Genomic DNA, 16136 nt, shown 5'->3' with positions numbered 1-16136 from the left:
CGCCTTTTTTTAAATCTTCGACAATTATGACCAGCTTCTAACCGGACCTGTATCGATATGGATAAACCCACTACGCGGATAATATCCTACACCACCAGCTTTCAATTCCAGTGCTGCATTACGTAACTTAGACAACGGCACGTCTTCGATGAAGAAATCTATAGCTTGCCCAGTAGTGTGATAACTCTTCTTCGCCTGACCACCACCGTTTTTTCGCAGCATTTCATTGGTCGCAGGCGAACGGTAGCCAGACACCATGGTGATTGGGTTTCTTGCATCGACCAAGTCATAGATAGTCGATAGAAGATCATAAAGTTTCGGATCCATATCAGTAGAAACGTTACGTCTGTGATCACGGCATAGCTGATTCAGCACAGCCAATTCTTTGTCTACATACTGCTTACCGTTGAAATAGCAAACATCTGCGTGTTCACCGGTATTAATGCTCAGCATGTCCAAATTGCGTGGTTTTCCAACTGCCAACGGCAGAGCGAGTGCAGTTTGAGGTAAGGCTGCCGCCACTAAACACGCCGCACCGCCCAAGATTAGACGACGACGTTGGGTATCCAAACCATCCATAACAACTAACTATTTCCCACAAAGTACTAAATAAACAAACAGAGTTGCTAACTACGCCAAATTCCGCGATTTTCCTGTGGCAACCCTTAAAAACAGTTGGAATTTATCGACAATGAAAACGTTAATCAAACCCCAACTTGTTTCAAAAATGAGCAAAATGCTGTTAAAAGCACCGCTTCTTGATGATTTTTAGTTAGTTTTTGAGAATGTCAGAGGAATGTAAAAGTGTGTAATTGTGGTGGGGGTCACGATGACTCCCACCACGAAGTATGCTCATGAGGTTAGGTATTACTGGTTTTGAGCGGTCAGTGATAACGAAGAAGAATTACGCTTTGGGCGCGTATCATAGTGGTAAACATCCTCGCGGAATTGCACTTCACCTTCGTCATTTACCCACGCTGTTTGGTAGATAGTATGCACCGGGATTTTCTTACGCAGCGATACCCACTTGGTCTCCGGAATACGTTGGTAGTATTCATAATCCCCAAATTTCAGACCAGAGCGTTTCAACAGGACTTCAGCCAACACTTCGGCTTTCTGCACTCGGATACAACCTGAACTGTATGCACGGCGCGCTTTGTTAAACAATCCTTTCGCCGGAGTGTCATGCAGATAAATCGCATTGCCGTTTGGTGTATTGAACTTATAACGTCCCAACGCATTAAAGTTACCTGGCGATTGCTGCAAACGGTAAGGGAAGTTATTCGGACTTACCGTTTCCCAGTCTATCTCTTCTGAAGAGATGACAGAGCCATTTACCCAGCTGCTAAGAACCGTATAAGAGTGCTTATCTAGATACTCATTGTCCTGCTGCACTTTTGGCAGAATATCCTCGCGCATGATTTTGACAGGCACATTCCAGCTAGGGTTGAAGACCACAGAATCAAGGCGTGATTCAAAAAGAGGCGTTCTGCGACTTGGTCGACCCACTACGACTTTACTGTCGAGCACAAGCTGGCTGTCCATCCACAGTTCCATTTCGTAATTTGGGATATTGACCAGAATGATCTTCTCACGTTCTGTCGGCCATAGGCGCAAGCGCTCCATGTTCAGCGCCAGTATTTGTATCCGCGTGTTCACAGACATATTCAACCAACGGCGCGTTTTGTTTCCTATCACACCATCACGCTTAAGTCCGTGCTGCTCTTGAAAGCGCTTAACCGCTTCAACCAACACAGCGTTGTAAAAGCCAACCTGCTCTATTTTCAATCGTTGCGCTTCAGTAGTGCTCAACACACCCTGACGCTCCAGATTAGTGATGAGGTTGTCGGCATTCTTCAGCTTGTCGCCATGGCGAATCAGACCTGTCTGCAGCACTTTTGGCCAGTAAGTTGATTCCTGATCCTGCAATGCCACAATGGCTTTTGCCATTTCACGGTACTGCTGTGTATCAGGGCGCAGATTGAACACAAAGTCGTATAGGTTGTTTCGGCTCGCCGATACCTTAAGCTTGTTGATTAAGGTTAACGTTGGACGAGGCAAAGTTTCACCAATATCCGTTCCGAAGTACCAGCTCTTTCCGAACTCAGGAACAGATTCAATGTAACCGACAAGTGCAAGCAAGCTGTCTGTGGCGAACACATCATAGGCTCGCCAGTCTGCATTTGCCCTCAGTTCACGTAAAAGCACTGCTCGCCACTCGAAATCCTGACTGATCCCTGCGAGAGAAATAATGTTGATTTGGGTTTCAAGTTCGTCTTTAGCGCGGTAATCGTGCCAAATCGGTGCGAAAGAGAAAAATTCGTAAATATTAGCGAGGTCTTGTGAATAGGTGACAACCCCCGGCTCTGGCTCTGCCTGCTGCACCCAAAGCACAGCTTCTTGAGAAGCGGCGTCAGGTGATTCCACTGTTTCCAAAGCGTTAGCTGCCAAAGGCATAGCTATATATACAAACAGTGTCTTGATAAGCGTACGAGCAGAAAACATGCGCTACCTCCAGTTAGAGATCATAGTATGGCAAATGGCGCAATTTTCGTTGGCGGAATTTTTATGAATATTGGAAAACAAAGGGTTAGAAAAGCATCATCCTAAAGCATGACCCAATGATTATCCCAAACTACGCTAGAAGACTGAAAAGCAATACTTTTTTGATGATTACGTATGACTAATCGCCCACTACCCGCACTAAGAGCAAAGCAGTCCTTCACCGCAGCCGCACCGGATGCATCAACCAGTGATCCCATCTCGATAAGTGCGCCTGAAGCTAAGTCCCAAATTCCAAAACAATTTCCACGTGGAGAGGTCGCAATGATCTGCGATTCTGTACACGCAACACTGCCAATGTATTGCTGAAAACGCGTCCACTGTTCTCTACTGGCCTTTAAAGGGGTAATGTCACGCCCATGTTGTTTTATTGCCAATAATGGAACGATGTTCTCAGTGTCTCCTTGATATTGCTGCGCAATCACCACATCACCTTTTGGGCTCAACGCCAGGTGGCGGATACTCAGTTTTGGATCTTCTAAGGTGTGTTTCTCTTTTACCTGTCCTGACTCGATATCTATCAGTACCAATGACGGTTGCATCGAATCAAGGTTCAATTTCTTCCTGCCTTCAGTGCGGATCCCACCAACAGCGACCGCCAGTGTGGTGCCATTGATAACCTTCATTTCATGAGGACCGATACCAAAGCCAGAAATTTCACGCATACGGGTCAGTGAGCCATCTCGATGGGTGTGATAAACGCCAATACTGCCCACACTTGTTGAGATATCTCCTTCTACGACAAAGAGTTGGTTTCCAAGCACGTCACCGTGCCCGTAGAAGAACTTTCCAGCTGGAGGAGAAGTCGTTTTGCGGACGGTACCCGTTTCCAGATCAACGCTTTCGATGAACTCTCCTGGCCGCCGCGCAAACACATAGGCAAGCGACCAGTTATGGCTTATTGCTATACCATGCCCCCGACCAGGTAATGAGGTTTGGAAGCATACCTCCCCATTTGTGTTTACTGCCGTTACCGCGAAACTTCCATCTGATGTTTTGGCACAGCCAAGAAATGCTGGCTTGGCTTTATCGGCTTCATTCTGATAAGCGCGCCATCCACCAGCTAAAGCTCCTGTAGTAAGCAGACCCAATGAAGACAACAACAAGCGACGACGCTTTTGGCTCACACTCACCCTTTAGTCTCCATCTGTTGAATTAAACCCAACAACCAAACCCAACGTTGGCCCTACTTCATCACTCAGTGCGGTTTGCAAGTAATCGATATTGTTAGCAACAATCATCAAAGACTGGTAGCCCGGCTTGTCAGCCAGTAGCGGTGCCATTGACATGCTTTCCGGAACGCTTTCCACCGCCGACTCAAAATGGAAATCCAAACGGTTAGCAAGTTCGGTATGTCCTTTTTCAACCAACATCGGTTGAAGAGTGGATTTGTAACGATGTTGCAAAGACTTCAATCCAGCCTTCAAAAAAGCACCCGATTGGCCAGAACGCCAAGCCTGAGCCTGATAAGGCTTGGGGAAACCCGGCTTGCCCATTGGTAATGATAAGGTCTTTGAAATTGCATCGAGTTGAGAGGTCACCCCGCGAAGGGTTTCCGCCTCCAGCTGCTTCCCGGTAACGTCATTCCAAGGGTTGACCTGCCACGCGCTGTCCAGCTCCTCCGCTGACTTCACAGTACGACTGACTACCGACAGCGTAAGAGGACAGCGCATATCCATGGATTCGACCTCCGCACTATCAAACAGCAACCATTCAATCGCACCAAGCCCTTGCACAGCAACACTTTGCTGAGCCAGTTCTTCAGCAGTTGGAACCGCATCTGTCTTCAAAAGCTGGGTCAACTGGCGACCCGTAGTGTTTTTCTTGTCAGGATAAAACTGGATGTTCCAACTGATCGACATCGCCGCTTCGTTGCCAGAATTTCCTCCCACAAAAGGCTGCCAAGCGCTCATGGTTTCGATCCACCTACTCTGGGCTTGGTTCAGGTTTTCTTCAGAAGGCGCTTCGCAGAGCTCACTAACACTTCCTTCCAACGCTCGTGCAGCATCGAGAAATCGCTTAGTGGATTGCTTTTGCATCTCCCACATTACCAGCTCACTCTCTTTCACTGCTGCTTCACTGAAACAACCCGACAATAGTGACAGCGTCACGCAAAGCGTTAGTGTTTTCATTGGTGATTGAATAAACATGGCTACCACTCCTACAACGAATTCAGGAACGCAATAAGGGCTTCTCGCTGGGTTTTATCGAATCCCAGCACGTTTTGTTTACTGTTCTCGGCTTCGCCGCCATGCCACAGAACCGCTTCCATTAAGTTTCTTGCTCGACCATCATGCAGGTACTCGGTATGTCCATTCACTTCTTCGGTGTAGCCCAAGCCCCACAATGGCGCGGTTCGCCATTCCTGCCCGTTAGCAATGAATTCACCGCGGTTGTCTGCCAATCCTTCGCCCATGTCATGAAGCAGCAAATCCGTATAAGGATGAATGGTTTGATTGCTCAGGGCTGGCCTATCAGTGCGCTCTCCGGTTTGAAGCGTTGATTGATGGCAACTTTCACAGCCTGCATCTGTGAAGAGCCTCTCCCCCAGTTGCACTTTAGGATCGTCGAGGTTTCGACGCATAGGTACTGCCAGATGCTGGGAATAGAATTCAACGAAATTAAGCACCTTTTCTGTTACTTCAGGGCTACCGCCATTTGGCAGCCGTTCACAGAGTGTTTGGGCTGAAGTGCAGTTCTCTGCTGGGAACAAAGCACTGGTTAAGCCAAGATCGCCATTAAATGCAGCAGCGTTTTGCTGCATCAGTGTGGGTTGGCCGGCTTTCCACCCAAAGCGTCCAACGACGGTTTTTTCCTGCAAAACATCCCACACTTCATTTGGACGCCCTGATACGCCTTTGCCCTCTTTGATTTGCGCTTCAGCAATACCCTTCATCGTTTGCTCAGTGACAGACTCAAGCAAACCAAGACCAATCATAGGTGGCGCGATACGAACAGATTTCTCTATCTGAGGGTGCATGTCTCCGTAATTGAGATCTTCGATAGTGATGACTGGTTTTCGAAGCTCTACCGAATAACCGTCTTTGAACGTTTCATTGTGTTTCTCGAAACTCAGGGCAATCTGACCTTCTGGCTTCTCCCCCGGAAGTGCGAAGTCTTGGAGTTGGCCGCCATAAACCGGGTCAGGAATGTTACCTGACATGATTAGCGCTTTTTTCTGCTCATCTGTCATTGCAGGGATACTAAGTCGGATAAGCATAGAAACGGCGTTGTCATCGCCCGGTTTAGGTAAATGACCACGCCCATCTTTGATATGGCAGTTCTGGCAACCATTAGTGTTGAACAGCGGGCCCAGTCCATCCCTTGCATCCGTCGAAGCAGGCGCACTCACCCAAGGGTTTCTGAAAAAGCTGTTACCGACGCTAAAGTCGATGCGCTCAATCATAGGAAGATTGGTGGCAGGTTGTGAGAAGGCATTGACACCCTGCTTGTTGGTCGTGGTATCTCCACCGGATTTGATAGCAGAGGCGTTGGCAGAACAGGCAATTACAGCAAAAGCGAAAGGAATATATTTCATAACAACATTGAAACCAGCTAAACGACAGAAGCCTCTATAGGGTCTGTTGACCTTTGGTGATGATTTTTGCAGCAGTTTGTGGGGGTTTTATGCAAGGCAGAGGCTTCGAGGTGTAGCTAGCCTACATGAGAAGCCGATAACGCAGCAGAAATTCCCCACAAACGCTGCCCGAAGGGTTCTGCTCTAAGCGTTTTATGCTTTGTTGAGGTGTATTTGCTTAGAATGACTAGGCGGCACACACCTCGCCGCGCCTAAAACGCTTAGGGCTAGAACAAAACTTAACCACCAAAGGTCAACAGACCCTAAGGCCTAAAACCCAGGGAGGCTTGATAAAACATAAGAATCAAACTCAGAACTGATGATCAGCGCTGTCAGGGTTCAGATTGGAAATACCTAACTCCGCAGCGACCGTTTCAATACTGCGGGTTTGTTGAACCAATGCCGAAATGGCATTGTTCACCAACTTGTTACCATCAGCGTTGTCGGACGCAATAAGCTGATCAAAATGCACATTGTCTTTCTCAGCAGATTCTACGAGTTGGTAAACGGCAGTGCGGGCAGAATCGAAATCTGCTTTGATTTGTGCAGCCGCTTTATCGTTGTTCTTCTTCACCATATCCAGCAGTGATGGGCCAGTCAGTTCAGAACCATCAATACGCTGATAAGAGCCAGTCAGTACGTTGTAGATACCTTGCTCGTTGTAGTAGTGGGAGTTGTGCGTATTGTCAGAAAAACAATCATGCTCGTCTTCCGTCGAATTCGCCTCTAAAGCGACTTTCATACGCTCGCCTGCCAACTCACCGAGTGAAAGTGAGCCCATGCCAAACAGCATCTTACGCAGACCGTTTGTGGTGTCTTCTTTCAAAAGGGCTTCGCGGTAGTTACCTGACTCGTTCGCAGACCATTGCTTTTCCATCCAAGTTAAATCTTCGATGAGCAAATCAGAAGCTGCTTTCAGGTACTCACGTCGGCGGTCACAATTGTTGTTGGTACATTCTTCGCCAAAGGCAAAATCAGTGTAAGGACGCTCACCTGCACCAGATTGAGTACCATTCAAATCCTGACCCCAAAGCAAGAATTCAATAGCGTGATAACCTGTCGCCACATTCGCTTCGGACCCACCAATTTCATTCAAAGAAGCCAATAACTCAGGAGTAATAGTGGTTACATCCAGCTTCTCGCTACCCACCTGAATGCTAGTGTTAGACACGATGTTCGCAACTGCACCACCATTACCAAGCTCGTATTGATAATCCGTTGCTACATAGTCGATTAGGCCTTCATCCAGTGGCCAAGCATTTAGCTGACCTTCCCAGTCGTCCACAATAGCGTTACCAAAACGGAATACTTCAGATTGTTGATAAGGTACGCGTGCAGCAACCCAAGCCGCTTTTGCAGCATCCAGGTTCGCTTGAGACGGGGATTTGATGAGGGCCTCAATCGCGGAATCCAATTTCACCGCTGATTGTTGCGCATCACTGTAAACAGCATGGGCCAGATTTGCGTAGTGGTTAACGACTTCGTCCGGTGTTGCTGCCATTGCAGTGGTTGAAAAAGAAGAAAGAACCCAAATAGAGCTGGCAATAGCCAAAGTGGAGCGCTTCATAATCATTCCTTGAATGCGTGTGGTTGTAACAAATTGTTGCGATCGGCAACAATTATTACATTCACATTCGAGTAAATTCAAATGATATTGATAGTTTTTATCATTTAGATTAACTAAACATGATCATCCGTTGAAGTTTTGGGACTTTCATTTTATTTCAAGGATGAATGAGAGGTTCGGGAGAAGGTTCGTGTCACATCGCTTGAGACAGATTGAGCCTTGGGTGTAAGGTTGACCTAAAGTTAAAGTGATGAATACAAGTTAATATCCGATAATCGCTGGGATTTTTCCTTCAACAACGGGGCACGTTTTGCTGTGAATCAGTGATGAAAGTCTCCGTCTTTTACGCTTATTGCCCTATCAGCAATATTCCTGTGTAAAAGGTCTTTAAATCTTGATCTTTTATACCGATAATTCCCGCGATTTTTAACATCCTGCTGTCTAAAGGAGAGGCTTCTATGGAGAAGCACGAAGAGGTTCTGGTTGCACTGCGACAAATCATCCGCGCTATCGATCTGCATTCTAGAAAACTGAATAAAGAAGCAGGTTTGACGGGGCCCCAGTTGGTTCTGATGCGTGCAATTCAGGAACTGGGCGAAGTTACCATTCGTCAGCTTTCCAACCACACCAACATGAGTCAAGCAACAGCGACCACAATTCTTGATCGCCTGGCGAATCGTAACCTCATTGTGCGTGTGAGAAGTAATCTGGATAAGCGTAAAGTTCATGCCCATTTAACACCTGAAGGTGTAAAAGCGCTGGAGCAAGCACCAAAGCCTTTGCAGGAAAGCTTTATTTCCCGCTTCCAGTCTCTCGAAGAGTGGGAACAGTCCCTGCTGATCTCTTCTGTTCAGCGCATCTCATCAATGATGAACGCTGACAACATTGATGCGGCACCGCTTTTGGAAGTGACACCTCTTACATCGGCAGAGCCTGTGCGTTCTGAGTGATGAAAAGCAGGATCAAAAAGAGCCCATTCGGGCTCTTTTTTTATGCGCGCTTTTCCCTTTGTCCGAAACTCACTATTCCCGTCGTAAGAGCCGTACCGGCAAAGATCGTTAATCCCCCCGCCAACATTCTTGGTGTGATGACTTCCCCAAGGAAGGCAACACCCCAAACCGCCGCAAAGAGCGGTATAAGGAAAGTGACTGCAATCGTATTGGTTGGTCCTACCCTGCTAATCAACCTAAAAAATAGGATGTAAGCAAAGCCGGTAGACGCAATACCCAGGATGGCAGCAGCGATCCAAGCCGCGTTATCCGGAGGTGTCTCTGGCCAAAAGAGAATACCCAGTGGCAACAGAACCACCGTTGACCCCACCTGACTTCCGGTTGCAGTCACTAATGGTGGAACCCCTGTAAGGAATCGCTTTGTATAACTCGCAGAGATGCCATACATCAAAGTTGCGCCTAGTACCGCTAAGACCGGCCACCCCAGACCTTGATCTCCAAAATCAAGCTTACCCCACACCAGAATCACAACACCCGCTACGCCAAGTAAAAGACCAAAAGTTCGGTTGCGATTGAGGGATTCACCGAGCCAGAGATAAGCAATAATGGCGCCCCAAATTGGCGTGCCAGCATTCACAATAGACGCAAAACTCCCGGTAACGCTAACCATGGCGTAAGCAAACAAAAGGAACGGAAACGCTGAACTGAAAAGTCCAACAATACAGGCATGAAACCAGTGGTCGCGAAATGCGGCTGTTTGCCCTTTTATGTGCATCAACGGGATCAAGAATAAAGCGCCAAGGCCCACCCTGACGAGAATGAGTGCGAAGGGACCAAAGTCCGGCACAGCGTAGCGGATCAGAATGAATGAGCCTCCCCATAACGCGGCGAGTAACATCAACTCCATGACATCCAGTTTCTTCATTTCCATGTTTTTCCCTGACTCTCTTTGCCTTTTTTCCAAAGATAAAGGCGCATTAAAACCATATTGCTAATTTAACTGAATCTCCCTAAAACACTGGCCAGATACGGTACTCTCTACGGAATCATCACAAAGTCATATTTTTTATAGGGACTTTTTGTGAGCCAAGCAACTGTAACTGCATCAAACCAAAGATCTTTTGCATTAGATATTGCTAAAGCAGCACCACATATACATTCAAGCACTGTTGAAATCTAACACTAAGCATCTAGTTTTATATGTGAGACAGATACATTGAGAGTGGACAAATGCCAGTGACAAGAAGGATTCTCGTCGTCGACGATTCTGACGCCATCTTATTGATGGTGAAGTCTCTTTTATCAGACATCGGCATTAATGATGTAAAAACATTTAACGACCCTCACGCTGCCCTAGAGGAACTGCATCGCTCGCCCACCAAATACGATGTTGTTCTGACTGACCTCAATATGCCTGACATTGATGGAATGGGCGTGATCAGAGAGCTCGGCAAAATGCACTTTGGGGGCGGTATCTGCATCATTTCTGATCTCGATGTGAGGATCATAGAGCTCGCTGCCGAGGTTGCCCGACAGCAACAAGTATGTTTGCTGGGTAACATTGCAAAACCCATCAACAAAGATGCGCTGCAACTCATTCTTGACCGAATGGACCAGTTCGAAGAGCGCAAATTCCTCAAGTTCAAGAAAATGACCAAAGAGGAACTGATCACCTGCATCGTTCATCATCAGGTTGTCCCCTATTACCAGCCCAAGTTAAATCCAGACAACAATCGTGTTGAAAGTCTTGAGGTGCTGGCACGTATTCGAAAACCCGGTGAGGCTGATGCGATTCTTCCTGGTCGATTCATCCCTACCGCCATTCAATACGATTTGATGGACTTGCTGACTATGCAGTTGGCTGAAACAACCGCCGTCGACATGGAAGCGCTTTCAAACATCTTTGGTGACAAAGTTAAAATCAGTCTCAACCTCTCACCACAACAGTTGGCAGATTTGGAAATACCTAACCGATTGGAAGCGCTCTTCAAAACCCGGAACATCGACAAATCCCGCGTTGTATTGGAAATAACCGAGGAATATGCACTGAAATCCGCTGAGCAGATGGAATCTCTAAACAGGCTGAGAATTCGTGGGTACGGTCTGTCGTTGGATGACTTTGGTACTGGCTTTACCAATCTGCAGCAGCTTCGGAGCCTGCCCTTCACTGAAGTAAAAATTGACCGCACCTTGATCAGTCAAATTCATCATGACCAGTTCAGTCAGGTGATTGTGCAGTCGCTCTCGGAGATCACCGATAAATTCAACGTTGATTTGGTGGCAGAAGGTATCGAGCACTTTGAAGAGTTGGAATACCTTTCTACACGCTATCCCGGCATCTTGTTACAAGGATTTTTAATTTGCCGTCCAAGACCGATTGAATCGTTGCAAAGTTGGTATAGCAGCTGGCTGAAAGGTGTTGGCGCCAGCATCAGTTCTGAAGGAACCGGTCGCTGACGCCCGAAATGATTGTGAAAAACGGCCTATGGCACACCGTGACCTTTGCTAGCCACCCAAATTCGGTACCACTGTTCCCGGTTCAGCTCAACTGACATAGCTTGAACTGCAGATTCCACACGTTCAAACTTGCCTGAGCCAACGATTGGCAGAGGCTTGCTTGGGTGACGGATAACAAAGCCATAAATCACCTGTTCCATTGTCACACCCAATTCTTCCGCAATTTCGGTCAACGTGGTTCTAAGGCGAACCGCTTGCTCAGTATCTGATGAGAAAATTGCACCTCCGCCCAAACATGACCAAGCCATAGGACGAATGCGAAGCTGCTGCATGAGATCCAAGGTGCCGTCGTGCGCAACGTCGAAATTGATTGGATTTATCTCAACCTGGTTGGTGACAAGCGGTTTATCCAATCGGGATTGCAGTAGGTTGTATTGGGAAGGTGAGAAGTTAGACACACCAAAATGCTTCACTTTTCCTGCGGTATGAAGCTTTTCAAATGCGCTTGCCACTTCGTCGGCATCCATCAGGCAATCCGGGCGATGGATAAGCAGCACATCAAGGCTATCAACACCGAGGCGGGAAAGGCTGTTATCAACAGACTGAAGAATGTGCGCTTCACCAGTATCGTAATGGTTGATCTTACGCTCTGGCGAGCTCTGGCTGACCAACTTGATATCACACTTGGAAACGATTTCCATCTCGTCACGAAGCGAAGGCTCTAATTTTAGCGCTTCGCCAAATAAAATTTCGCATTGGTAGTCACCATATATATCGGCATGGTCAACCGTGGTGATGCCAAGCTCAAGATGCTTTTTGATAAAGGTCAGGCGCTCTTGTGGAGACATTCCCCACTCACCCAGTCGCCAATAGCCCTGAACCAATTCTGAAAGCTCAGGCCCTTGTGGCGCAATTTGTGCCCGTTTAATCGCAGTCACTCAACCTACTCCTGTTACTTGAGTCTTTCCCTACCAAGTGTGTGTAAGGGACGAAAGACGACAATGTAGCATAGGCCGCAAATTGAAAGCACTTTTACGTCCAAAAAATGATTCACGTTTGTCCCCATAAAGTGTTTTATTTCCTGAGGTTGTTCGATATATATTCGAAACATATTGATATCGTGTAGGGATGCGAAAATGAAAACAATTGGCTTGATTGGTGGGATGAGCTGGGAGTCGACAGCGATTTACTATCGACTCCTCAATCAATACGTTCGAGAGGCACTTGGTGGTCATCATTCAGCCAAGATCTTGATGAGTAGCGTCGACTTCGCTGAAATTGAAGCCCAGCAACGCGCCAGTGCTTGGGATGAATCTGCGGCGCAATTGGCAAACGAAGCCGCAAAGCTGGAAGCCGCTGGCGCTGACTTTATGCTGATTGGTACTAACACCATGCACAAGGTCGCGGCAGAAGTTCAAGACGCGATTTCCATTCCCCTACTCCATATCGCTGATGCAACCGCACAGAAGCTCAAAGAAGATGGCATCAAGCATGTTGGTTTGCTGGGTACACGATTTACCATGTCACAGCCATTCTACAAGGAGCGTCTGGCTTCCCATGGTATTCAAGTGAGTGTTCCGGAAGATTGGCATCAGGATATTGTTCACGAAATCATTTACCAAGAACTGGTTCAGGGTGAGGTAAACACTCATTCTCGCAAACAGTATCTTTCTGTTATCGAAGCACTTAAAGCCCGTGGGGTTGAAGGCATTATTTTGGGATGCACTGAGATAGGTTTGTTGATCCAGCAGCAACACACTCCTATTCCTCTCTATGACACCACAGAATTGCACGCAGAAGCAGCCGTAAAACTCGCACTGTCCGCCAGCAAGGAAGAAGAAGCAGTATGACAATTCGAGCAGTACAGGCCGGAGATCTTCCGGCCATCAACGACATCTACAATCACTATGTTCGTGAAACATCGATTACATTTGACTACGAGCCATGGTCGATTGAAAGACGCCAGGCTTGGCTTCAGAAACTGGCTGAAAATGAGGACTACTATCATGTCCTTGTTAAAGAGAATGAACATGGTCAAGTGATTGGTTTTGCTTACAATAGCGAGTTTCGCGAAAAGCAGGCTTACAAAGTCAGTTCAGAAATTACCATTTACCTTCATCCAGAGCTCCGTGCAAAAGGTTTAGGGTCGGAATTGTTTCAAGCACTTCTCGATAAAATGGTGGCATCCCCCATCTCCCGGGCTTACTCGGTGATTACTTTACCGAACCCCGCCTCATTAAAATTGCATGAAAAGTTTGGCTTTCAACAAGTTGGACTACTGACTGACGTTGGATACAAATTCGACCAATACCACTCGGTGGCTATTTTAGAAAAAACCACACTTTAACAAGGTATTATTTACCGTACAAAGTATACTTTTGACGGTAAAACAGACAGAAAGATGCATTTTCTGTCTAATTGTACTTATTTAATATAATTTCTCTCTCAGACTAGAAAATCATACATTTTGGTCTCATAAAATAACTTAACTCCCTTACTTTTTTATCAAACTCGTTTCCTATCACTCTGACTTAATTGAAATAATTTTTATTTCCTGCTTTTTCATTGCCTTACAAGGCTAAAGCAAAGAAATCTGTGCGAATCTGCTAATTCAGTAAAAAGATTTCCTACACTTCTTAGAAAGCATAATTGCAACATATGTTTCTAATGTGGAGCGTAAGAAACATGAAAATTTCAACAAAAATAAAAACGGCTTTTGTCGCAATCAGCGTTGCCGCCGTCATTACGACCGCGGGTTTACTTACAGTCACTGCCATTAACACTTCTACGCTGGCACTTGAACATCAGGTGGAAAACCAACTGCTTTCCGTCAGAGAGGTGAAAAAAGCGGAGGTGGAAGAATACTTCGTCAATATCAGCAAACAATTGACGAATCTCGCCAACTCAACCATGACAGAAGATGCCATGGCGCAGTTCTCAAGAAGCTTTCAAAGCGTAGCGACGGAGACCTTTCCCAAAGCGAATCAAGCTGAGGTCCTCCGGAACTATTATGAAAATGAGTTCGGGGTGACCTACCAGCAAACTAACAATAAAAACGCTAATGCATCTGCCAATCTCGATAACATAGAAATGAATGGCCTGCTTCTTCAACAAGCGTACATTGGCTTGAACGAAAACCCTCTGGGCAACAAGCATTTGATGGACAAAGCGAACGATGAAACAACTTATAGCGAAGTGCACGAGGTCTACCACAACAACTACCGCACTTTTCTGGAGTCGTTTGGTTATTACGATATTTTCCTGGTAGATAACGACGGTAATGTCGTGTATTCCGTGTTCAAGGAATTAGATTACGGCACCAACCTCTCCAACGGTCCATATAAAAACAGCGGTTTGGCGGAAGCGTTTGCCGGTGCGCAGAACTTGGCGAAAGGCGAATTTGCCTTTATAGACTTCGCGCCATATTACCCTTCTTACGACAGCCCAGCGTCTTTTATTGGATCGCCCGTAGTGAAGAATGGACAGAATATTGGTGTACTGATATTCCAAATGCCAATAGACACCATCAACGCCATCATGACTTACCATGGGAAGTGGCGAGAAGATGGTTTGGGTGAGTCCGGCGAGACGTTTCTCGTTGGCTCAGACGGTCTTATCCGCTCGCAAGCACGTATGTTGGTCGAAGACAAAGAGCAATACTTAAAACTGCTTCAGCAATCAGGTGTTGCTAAGACAACCATCGACCGCATTGCAACGACTGACTCTTCATCTGGCCAACAACCTGTCAACTCAAACCACATCAACCTCGCCTTAGACGGCGAGAAGGGTTTTATTGCGACAGACAACCATTTGGGCAGTACAGTGTTTGCTGCCTATGCACCTATCAATATTCTGGGTAAGCAATGGGCATTGGCCTCTGAAATCAACAAACAAGAAGCATTGTCGGAAGTACTTGCTCTTCAGGGCACCCTATATCAAGCAGCCGGTATTACTGGCATCGTGGTTGTGCTCATTGCGATCGTCCTCGCCTGGTTTATAGCGGGTAGCATCAGTAAACCTATCGTTGCACTCACCGATCGCATTACCAATATTGCAAGAAATCATGATTTGACCGTGCGACTGGATGTGAAAGGTAAAGATGAAATCACTCAGCTTTCATCCTCTATGAATGCGATGCTTGATGACTTCATGAACTTGATTAAAGGTGCCGATGCAACAGTTAAATCGCTGGGCGAAGCATCTTCAAGTATTCAAGGAAATATCAGTTCAATGCGCGGAGAAGTCGATGAGCAGGCGTCGAACTCCAGTCAGGTCGCTACTGCAGCGACGGAGATGAACGCATCGATATCGGAAGTTGCTAACTTTGCTAATACCGCCTCTGAATCATCAGAAAACGTAGTGCAATCTGTGCGTCAAAGTGCGGATGTCGGAAAGCAACTGGTTAACGAAATTTCTTCTCTGTCCGACAAAATGAACGAAGCGACACAGTCGATGGAGCAACTCTCAGCCGAGAGTCACTCCATTGGTTCTGTACTTGATGTGATTCAGGGCATTGCAGAGCAAACCAATCTCTTGGCTTTAAATGCCGCGATCGAAGCAGCACGCGCAGGTGAACAAGGTCGTGGTTTTGCGGTGGTAGCCGATGAAGTGCGCTCGCTGGCAATTCGAACCCAAACATCGACAGAAGAAATCCGTGCCAAAGTGGAATCGCTTCAAGCGGAAACCGACAAAGTGGTCAAAGGTATCAGCGGTGCCAATCAGTTTGTGGCAAGCAGTGTAGAAAACTGTAATCGAAATAATGAAATGCTGGCCCAAATTGAAGGCATGATGGTAGACATTAATGACATGAATACCCAGATTGCCACTGCAGCTACCGAACAATCTTCAGTGACCGAAGAAATCTCGATGAACGTAAACAATATTGCCCGCTCTTCTGAGAATGTATCTGAGAAAACCGTGAACACCGATGGCACTGCGATCAGCATCAACGAGCAGGCCAAGAAACTGACAGAACAAATCGGTATCTTCAAAATCGCCTAACCGACTACTAAAAAACAAAGGC

The 16136-nt window shown here is 46.7% G+C and carries 13 protein-coding genes; 5 read left to right on the top strand and 8 right to left on the bottom strand.

Annotated elements, in window-relative coordinates; all coding sequences use genetic code 11:
- Nucleotides 1-24: 24 nt before the first annotated feature.
- From mepK to GCE9029_RS04380, 6 genes are all read right to left on the bottom strand, one after another.
- The gene (gene mepK, locus GCE9029_RS04405) at nucleotides 25-579 is read right to left on the bottom strand and encodes a peptidoglycan L,D-endopeptidase MepK (protein ID WP_062661204.1); all 555 of its coding nucleotides are present in this window, start codon (nucleotides 577-579) and stop codon (nucleotides 25-27) included.
- 288 nt (nucleotides 580-867) lie between these two features.
- A complete protein-coding gene (locus GCE9029_RS04400) occupies nucleotides 868-2505 on the bottom strand; it encodes a L,D-transpeptidase family protein (RefSeq protein WP_062661203.1) in 1638 nt (545 codons plus the stop codon).
- Between the two features lie 101 nt (nucleotides 2506-2606).
- Nucleotides 2607-3695, bottom strand: a complete 1089-nt coding sequence (locus GCE9029_RS04395) for a DUF1513 domain-containing protein (protein ID WP_062661202.1) — start codon at nucleotides 3693-3695, stop codon at nucleotides 2607-2609.
- Nucleotides 3696-3698: 3 nt separating this feature from the next.
- Nucleotides 3699-4712 (bottom strand): imelysin family protein, encoded by a 1014-nt coding sequence (locus GCE9029_RS04390; protein ID WP_062661201.1) that lies wholly within the window; start codon nucleotides 4710-4712, stop codon nucleotides 3699-3701.
- An 11-nt stretch (nucleotides 4713-4723) separates the two neighbouring features.
- Nucleotides 4724-6100 carry a di-heme oxidoreductase family protein gene (locus tag GCE9029_RS04385; RefSeq protein WP_062661200.1) on the bottom strand — a complete coding sequence of 459 codons (1377 nt, stop codon included), beginning with the start codon at nucleotides 6098-6100 and terminating at the stop codon, nucleotides 4724-4726.
- Between the two features lie 349 nt (nucleotides 6101-6449).
- Nucleotides 6450-7706, bottom strand: coding sequence for an imelysin family protein (locus GCE9029_RS04380; RefSeq protein ID WP_062661199.1), 1257 nt, complete (start codon nucleotides 7704-7706; stop codon nucleotides 6450-6452).
- Between the two features lie 458 nt (nucleotides 7707-8164).
- On the opposite strand from GCE9029_RS04380, the gene GCE9029_RS04375 reads away from it, so the two are divergent.
- Nucleotides 8165-8656: a MarR family winged helix-turn-helix transcriptional regulator gene (locus GCE9029_RS04375; protein WP_002540528.1), complete on the top strand. Its 492-nt coding sequence runs from the start codon at nucleotides 8165-8167 to the stop codon at nucleotides 8654-8656.
- Between the two features lie 40 nt (nucleotides 8657-8696).
- Here GCE9029_RS04375 and GCE9029_RS04370 read toward each other — a convergent pair whose 3' ends face one another.
- The gene (locus GCE9029_RS04370; protein ID WP_062661198.1) at nucleotides 8697-9587 is read right to left on the bottom strand and encodes a DMT family transporter; all 891 of its coding nucleotides are present in this window, start codon (nucleotides 9585-9587) and stop codon (nucleotides 8697-8699) included.
- A 299-nt stretch (nucleotides 9588-9886) separates the two neighbouring features.
- Between GCE9029_RS04370 and GCE9029_RS04365 the strand changes: the two genes are divergently transcribed.
- Nucleotides 9887-11113 (top strand): EAL domain-containing response regulator, encoded by a 1227-nt coding sequence (locus GCE9029_RS04365; RefSeq protein ID WP_062661197.1) that lies wholly within the window; start codon nucleotides 9887-9889, stop codon nucleotides 11111-11113.
- 26 nt (nucleotides 11114-11139) lie between these two features.
- Here GCE9029_RS04365 and GCE9029_RS04360 read toward each other — a convergent pair whose 3' ends face one another.
- Nucleotides 11140-12051: an aldo/keto reductase gene (locus GCE9029_RS04360; protein ID WP_062661196.1), complete on the bottom strand. Its 912-nt coding sequence runs from the start codon at nucleotides 12049-12051 to the stop codon at nucleotides 11140-11142.
- 198 nt (nucleotides 12052-12249) lie between these two features.
- Between GCE9029_RS04360 and GCE9029_RS04355 the strand changes: the two genes are divergently transcribed.
- The 3 genes from GCE9029_RS04355 to GCE9029_RS04345 all read left to right on the top strand — a co-directional run bounded on the left by GCE9029_RS04355 (nucleotide 12250) and on the right by GCE9029_RS04345 (nucleotide 16114).
- A complete protein-coding gene (locus GCE9029_RS04355; protein ID WP_062661195.1) occupies nucleotides 12250-12963 on the top strand; it encodes an aspartate/glutamate racemase family protein in 714 nt (237 codons plus the stop codon).
- A complete protein-coding gene (locus GCE9029_RS04350) occupies nucleotides 12960-13460 on the top strand; it encodes a GNAT family N-acetyltransferase (protein WP_062661194.1) in 501 nt (166 codons plus the stop codon). The genes GCE9029_RS04355 and GCE9029_RS04350 overlap by 4 nt, the downstream gene beginning before the upstream one ends.
- Before the next feature lie 338 nt (nucleotides 13461-13798).
- Nucleotides 13799-16114, top strand: coding sequence for a methyl-accepting chemotaxis protein (locus GCE9029_RS04345; protein WP_062661193.1), 2316 nt, complete (start codon nucleotides 13799-13801; stop codon nucleotides 16112-16114).
- The last annotated feature ends 22 nt before the right edge of the window (nucleotides 16115-16136 follow it).

This window comes from Grimontia celer (assembly GCF_900055185.1).
Lineage (GTDB): Bacteria > Pseudomonadota > Gammaproteobacteria > Enterobacterales > Vibrionaceae > Enterovibrio > Enterovibrio celer.
This window is presented reverse-complemented; position numbering and strand designations above follow the sequence as displayed.

What these genes read in the sequence shown, in the direction of transcription:
- mepK (WP_062661204.1), bottom strand. Translation starts at nt 579, where the DNA reads ATGGATGGTTTGGATACCCAACGTCGTCGTCTAATCTTGGGCGGTGCG.
- GCE9029_RS04400 (WP_062661203.1), bottom strand. Translation starts at nt 2,505, where the DNA reads ATGTTTTCTGCTCGTACGCTTATCAAGACACTGTTTGTATATATAGCT.
- GCE9029_RS04390 (WP_062661201.1), bottom strand. Translation starts at nt 4,712, where the DNA reads ATGTTTATTCAATCACCAATGAAAACACTAACGCTTTGCGTGACGCTG.
- GCE9029_RS04385 (WP_062661200.1), bottom strand. Translation starts at nt 6,100, where the DNA reads ATGAAATATATTCCTTTCGCTTTTGCTGTAATTGCCTGTTCTGCCAAC.
- GCE9029_RS04380 (WP_062661199.1), bottom strand. Translation starts at nt 7,706, where the DNA reads ATGAAGCGCTCCACTTTGGCTATTGCCAGCTCTATTTGGGTTCTTTCT.
- GCE9029_RS04375 (WP_002540528.1), top strand. Translation starts at nt 8,165, where the DNA reads ATGGAGAAGCACGAAGAGGTTCTGGTTGCACTGCGACAAATCATCCGC.
- GCE9029_RS04370 (WP_062661198.1), bottom strand. Translation starts at nt 9,587, where the DNA reads ATGGAAATGAAGAAACTGGATGTCATGGAGTTGATGTTACTCGCCGCG.
- GCE9029_RS04365 (WP_062661197.1), top strand. Translation starts at nt 9,887, where the DNA reads ATGCCAGTGACAAGAAGGATTCTCGTCGTCGACGATTCTGACGCCATC.
- GCE9029_RS04355 (WP_062661195.1), top strand. Translation starts at nt 12,250, where the DNA reads ATGAAAACAATTGGCTTGATTGGTGGGATGAGCTGGGAGTCGACAGCG.
- GCE9029_RS04350 (WP_062661194.1), top strand. Translation starts at nt 12,960, where the DNA reads ATGACAATTCGAGCAGTACAGGCCGGAGATCTTCCGGCCATCAACGAC.
- GCE9029_RS04345 (WP_062661193.1), top strand. Translation starts at nt 13,799, where the DNA reads ATGAAAATTTCAACAAAAATAAAAACGGCTTTTGTCGCAATCAGCGTT.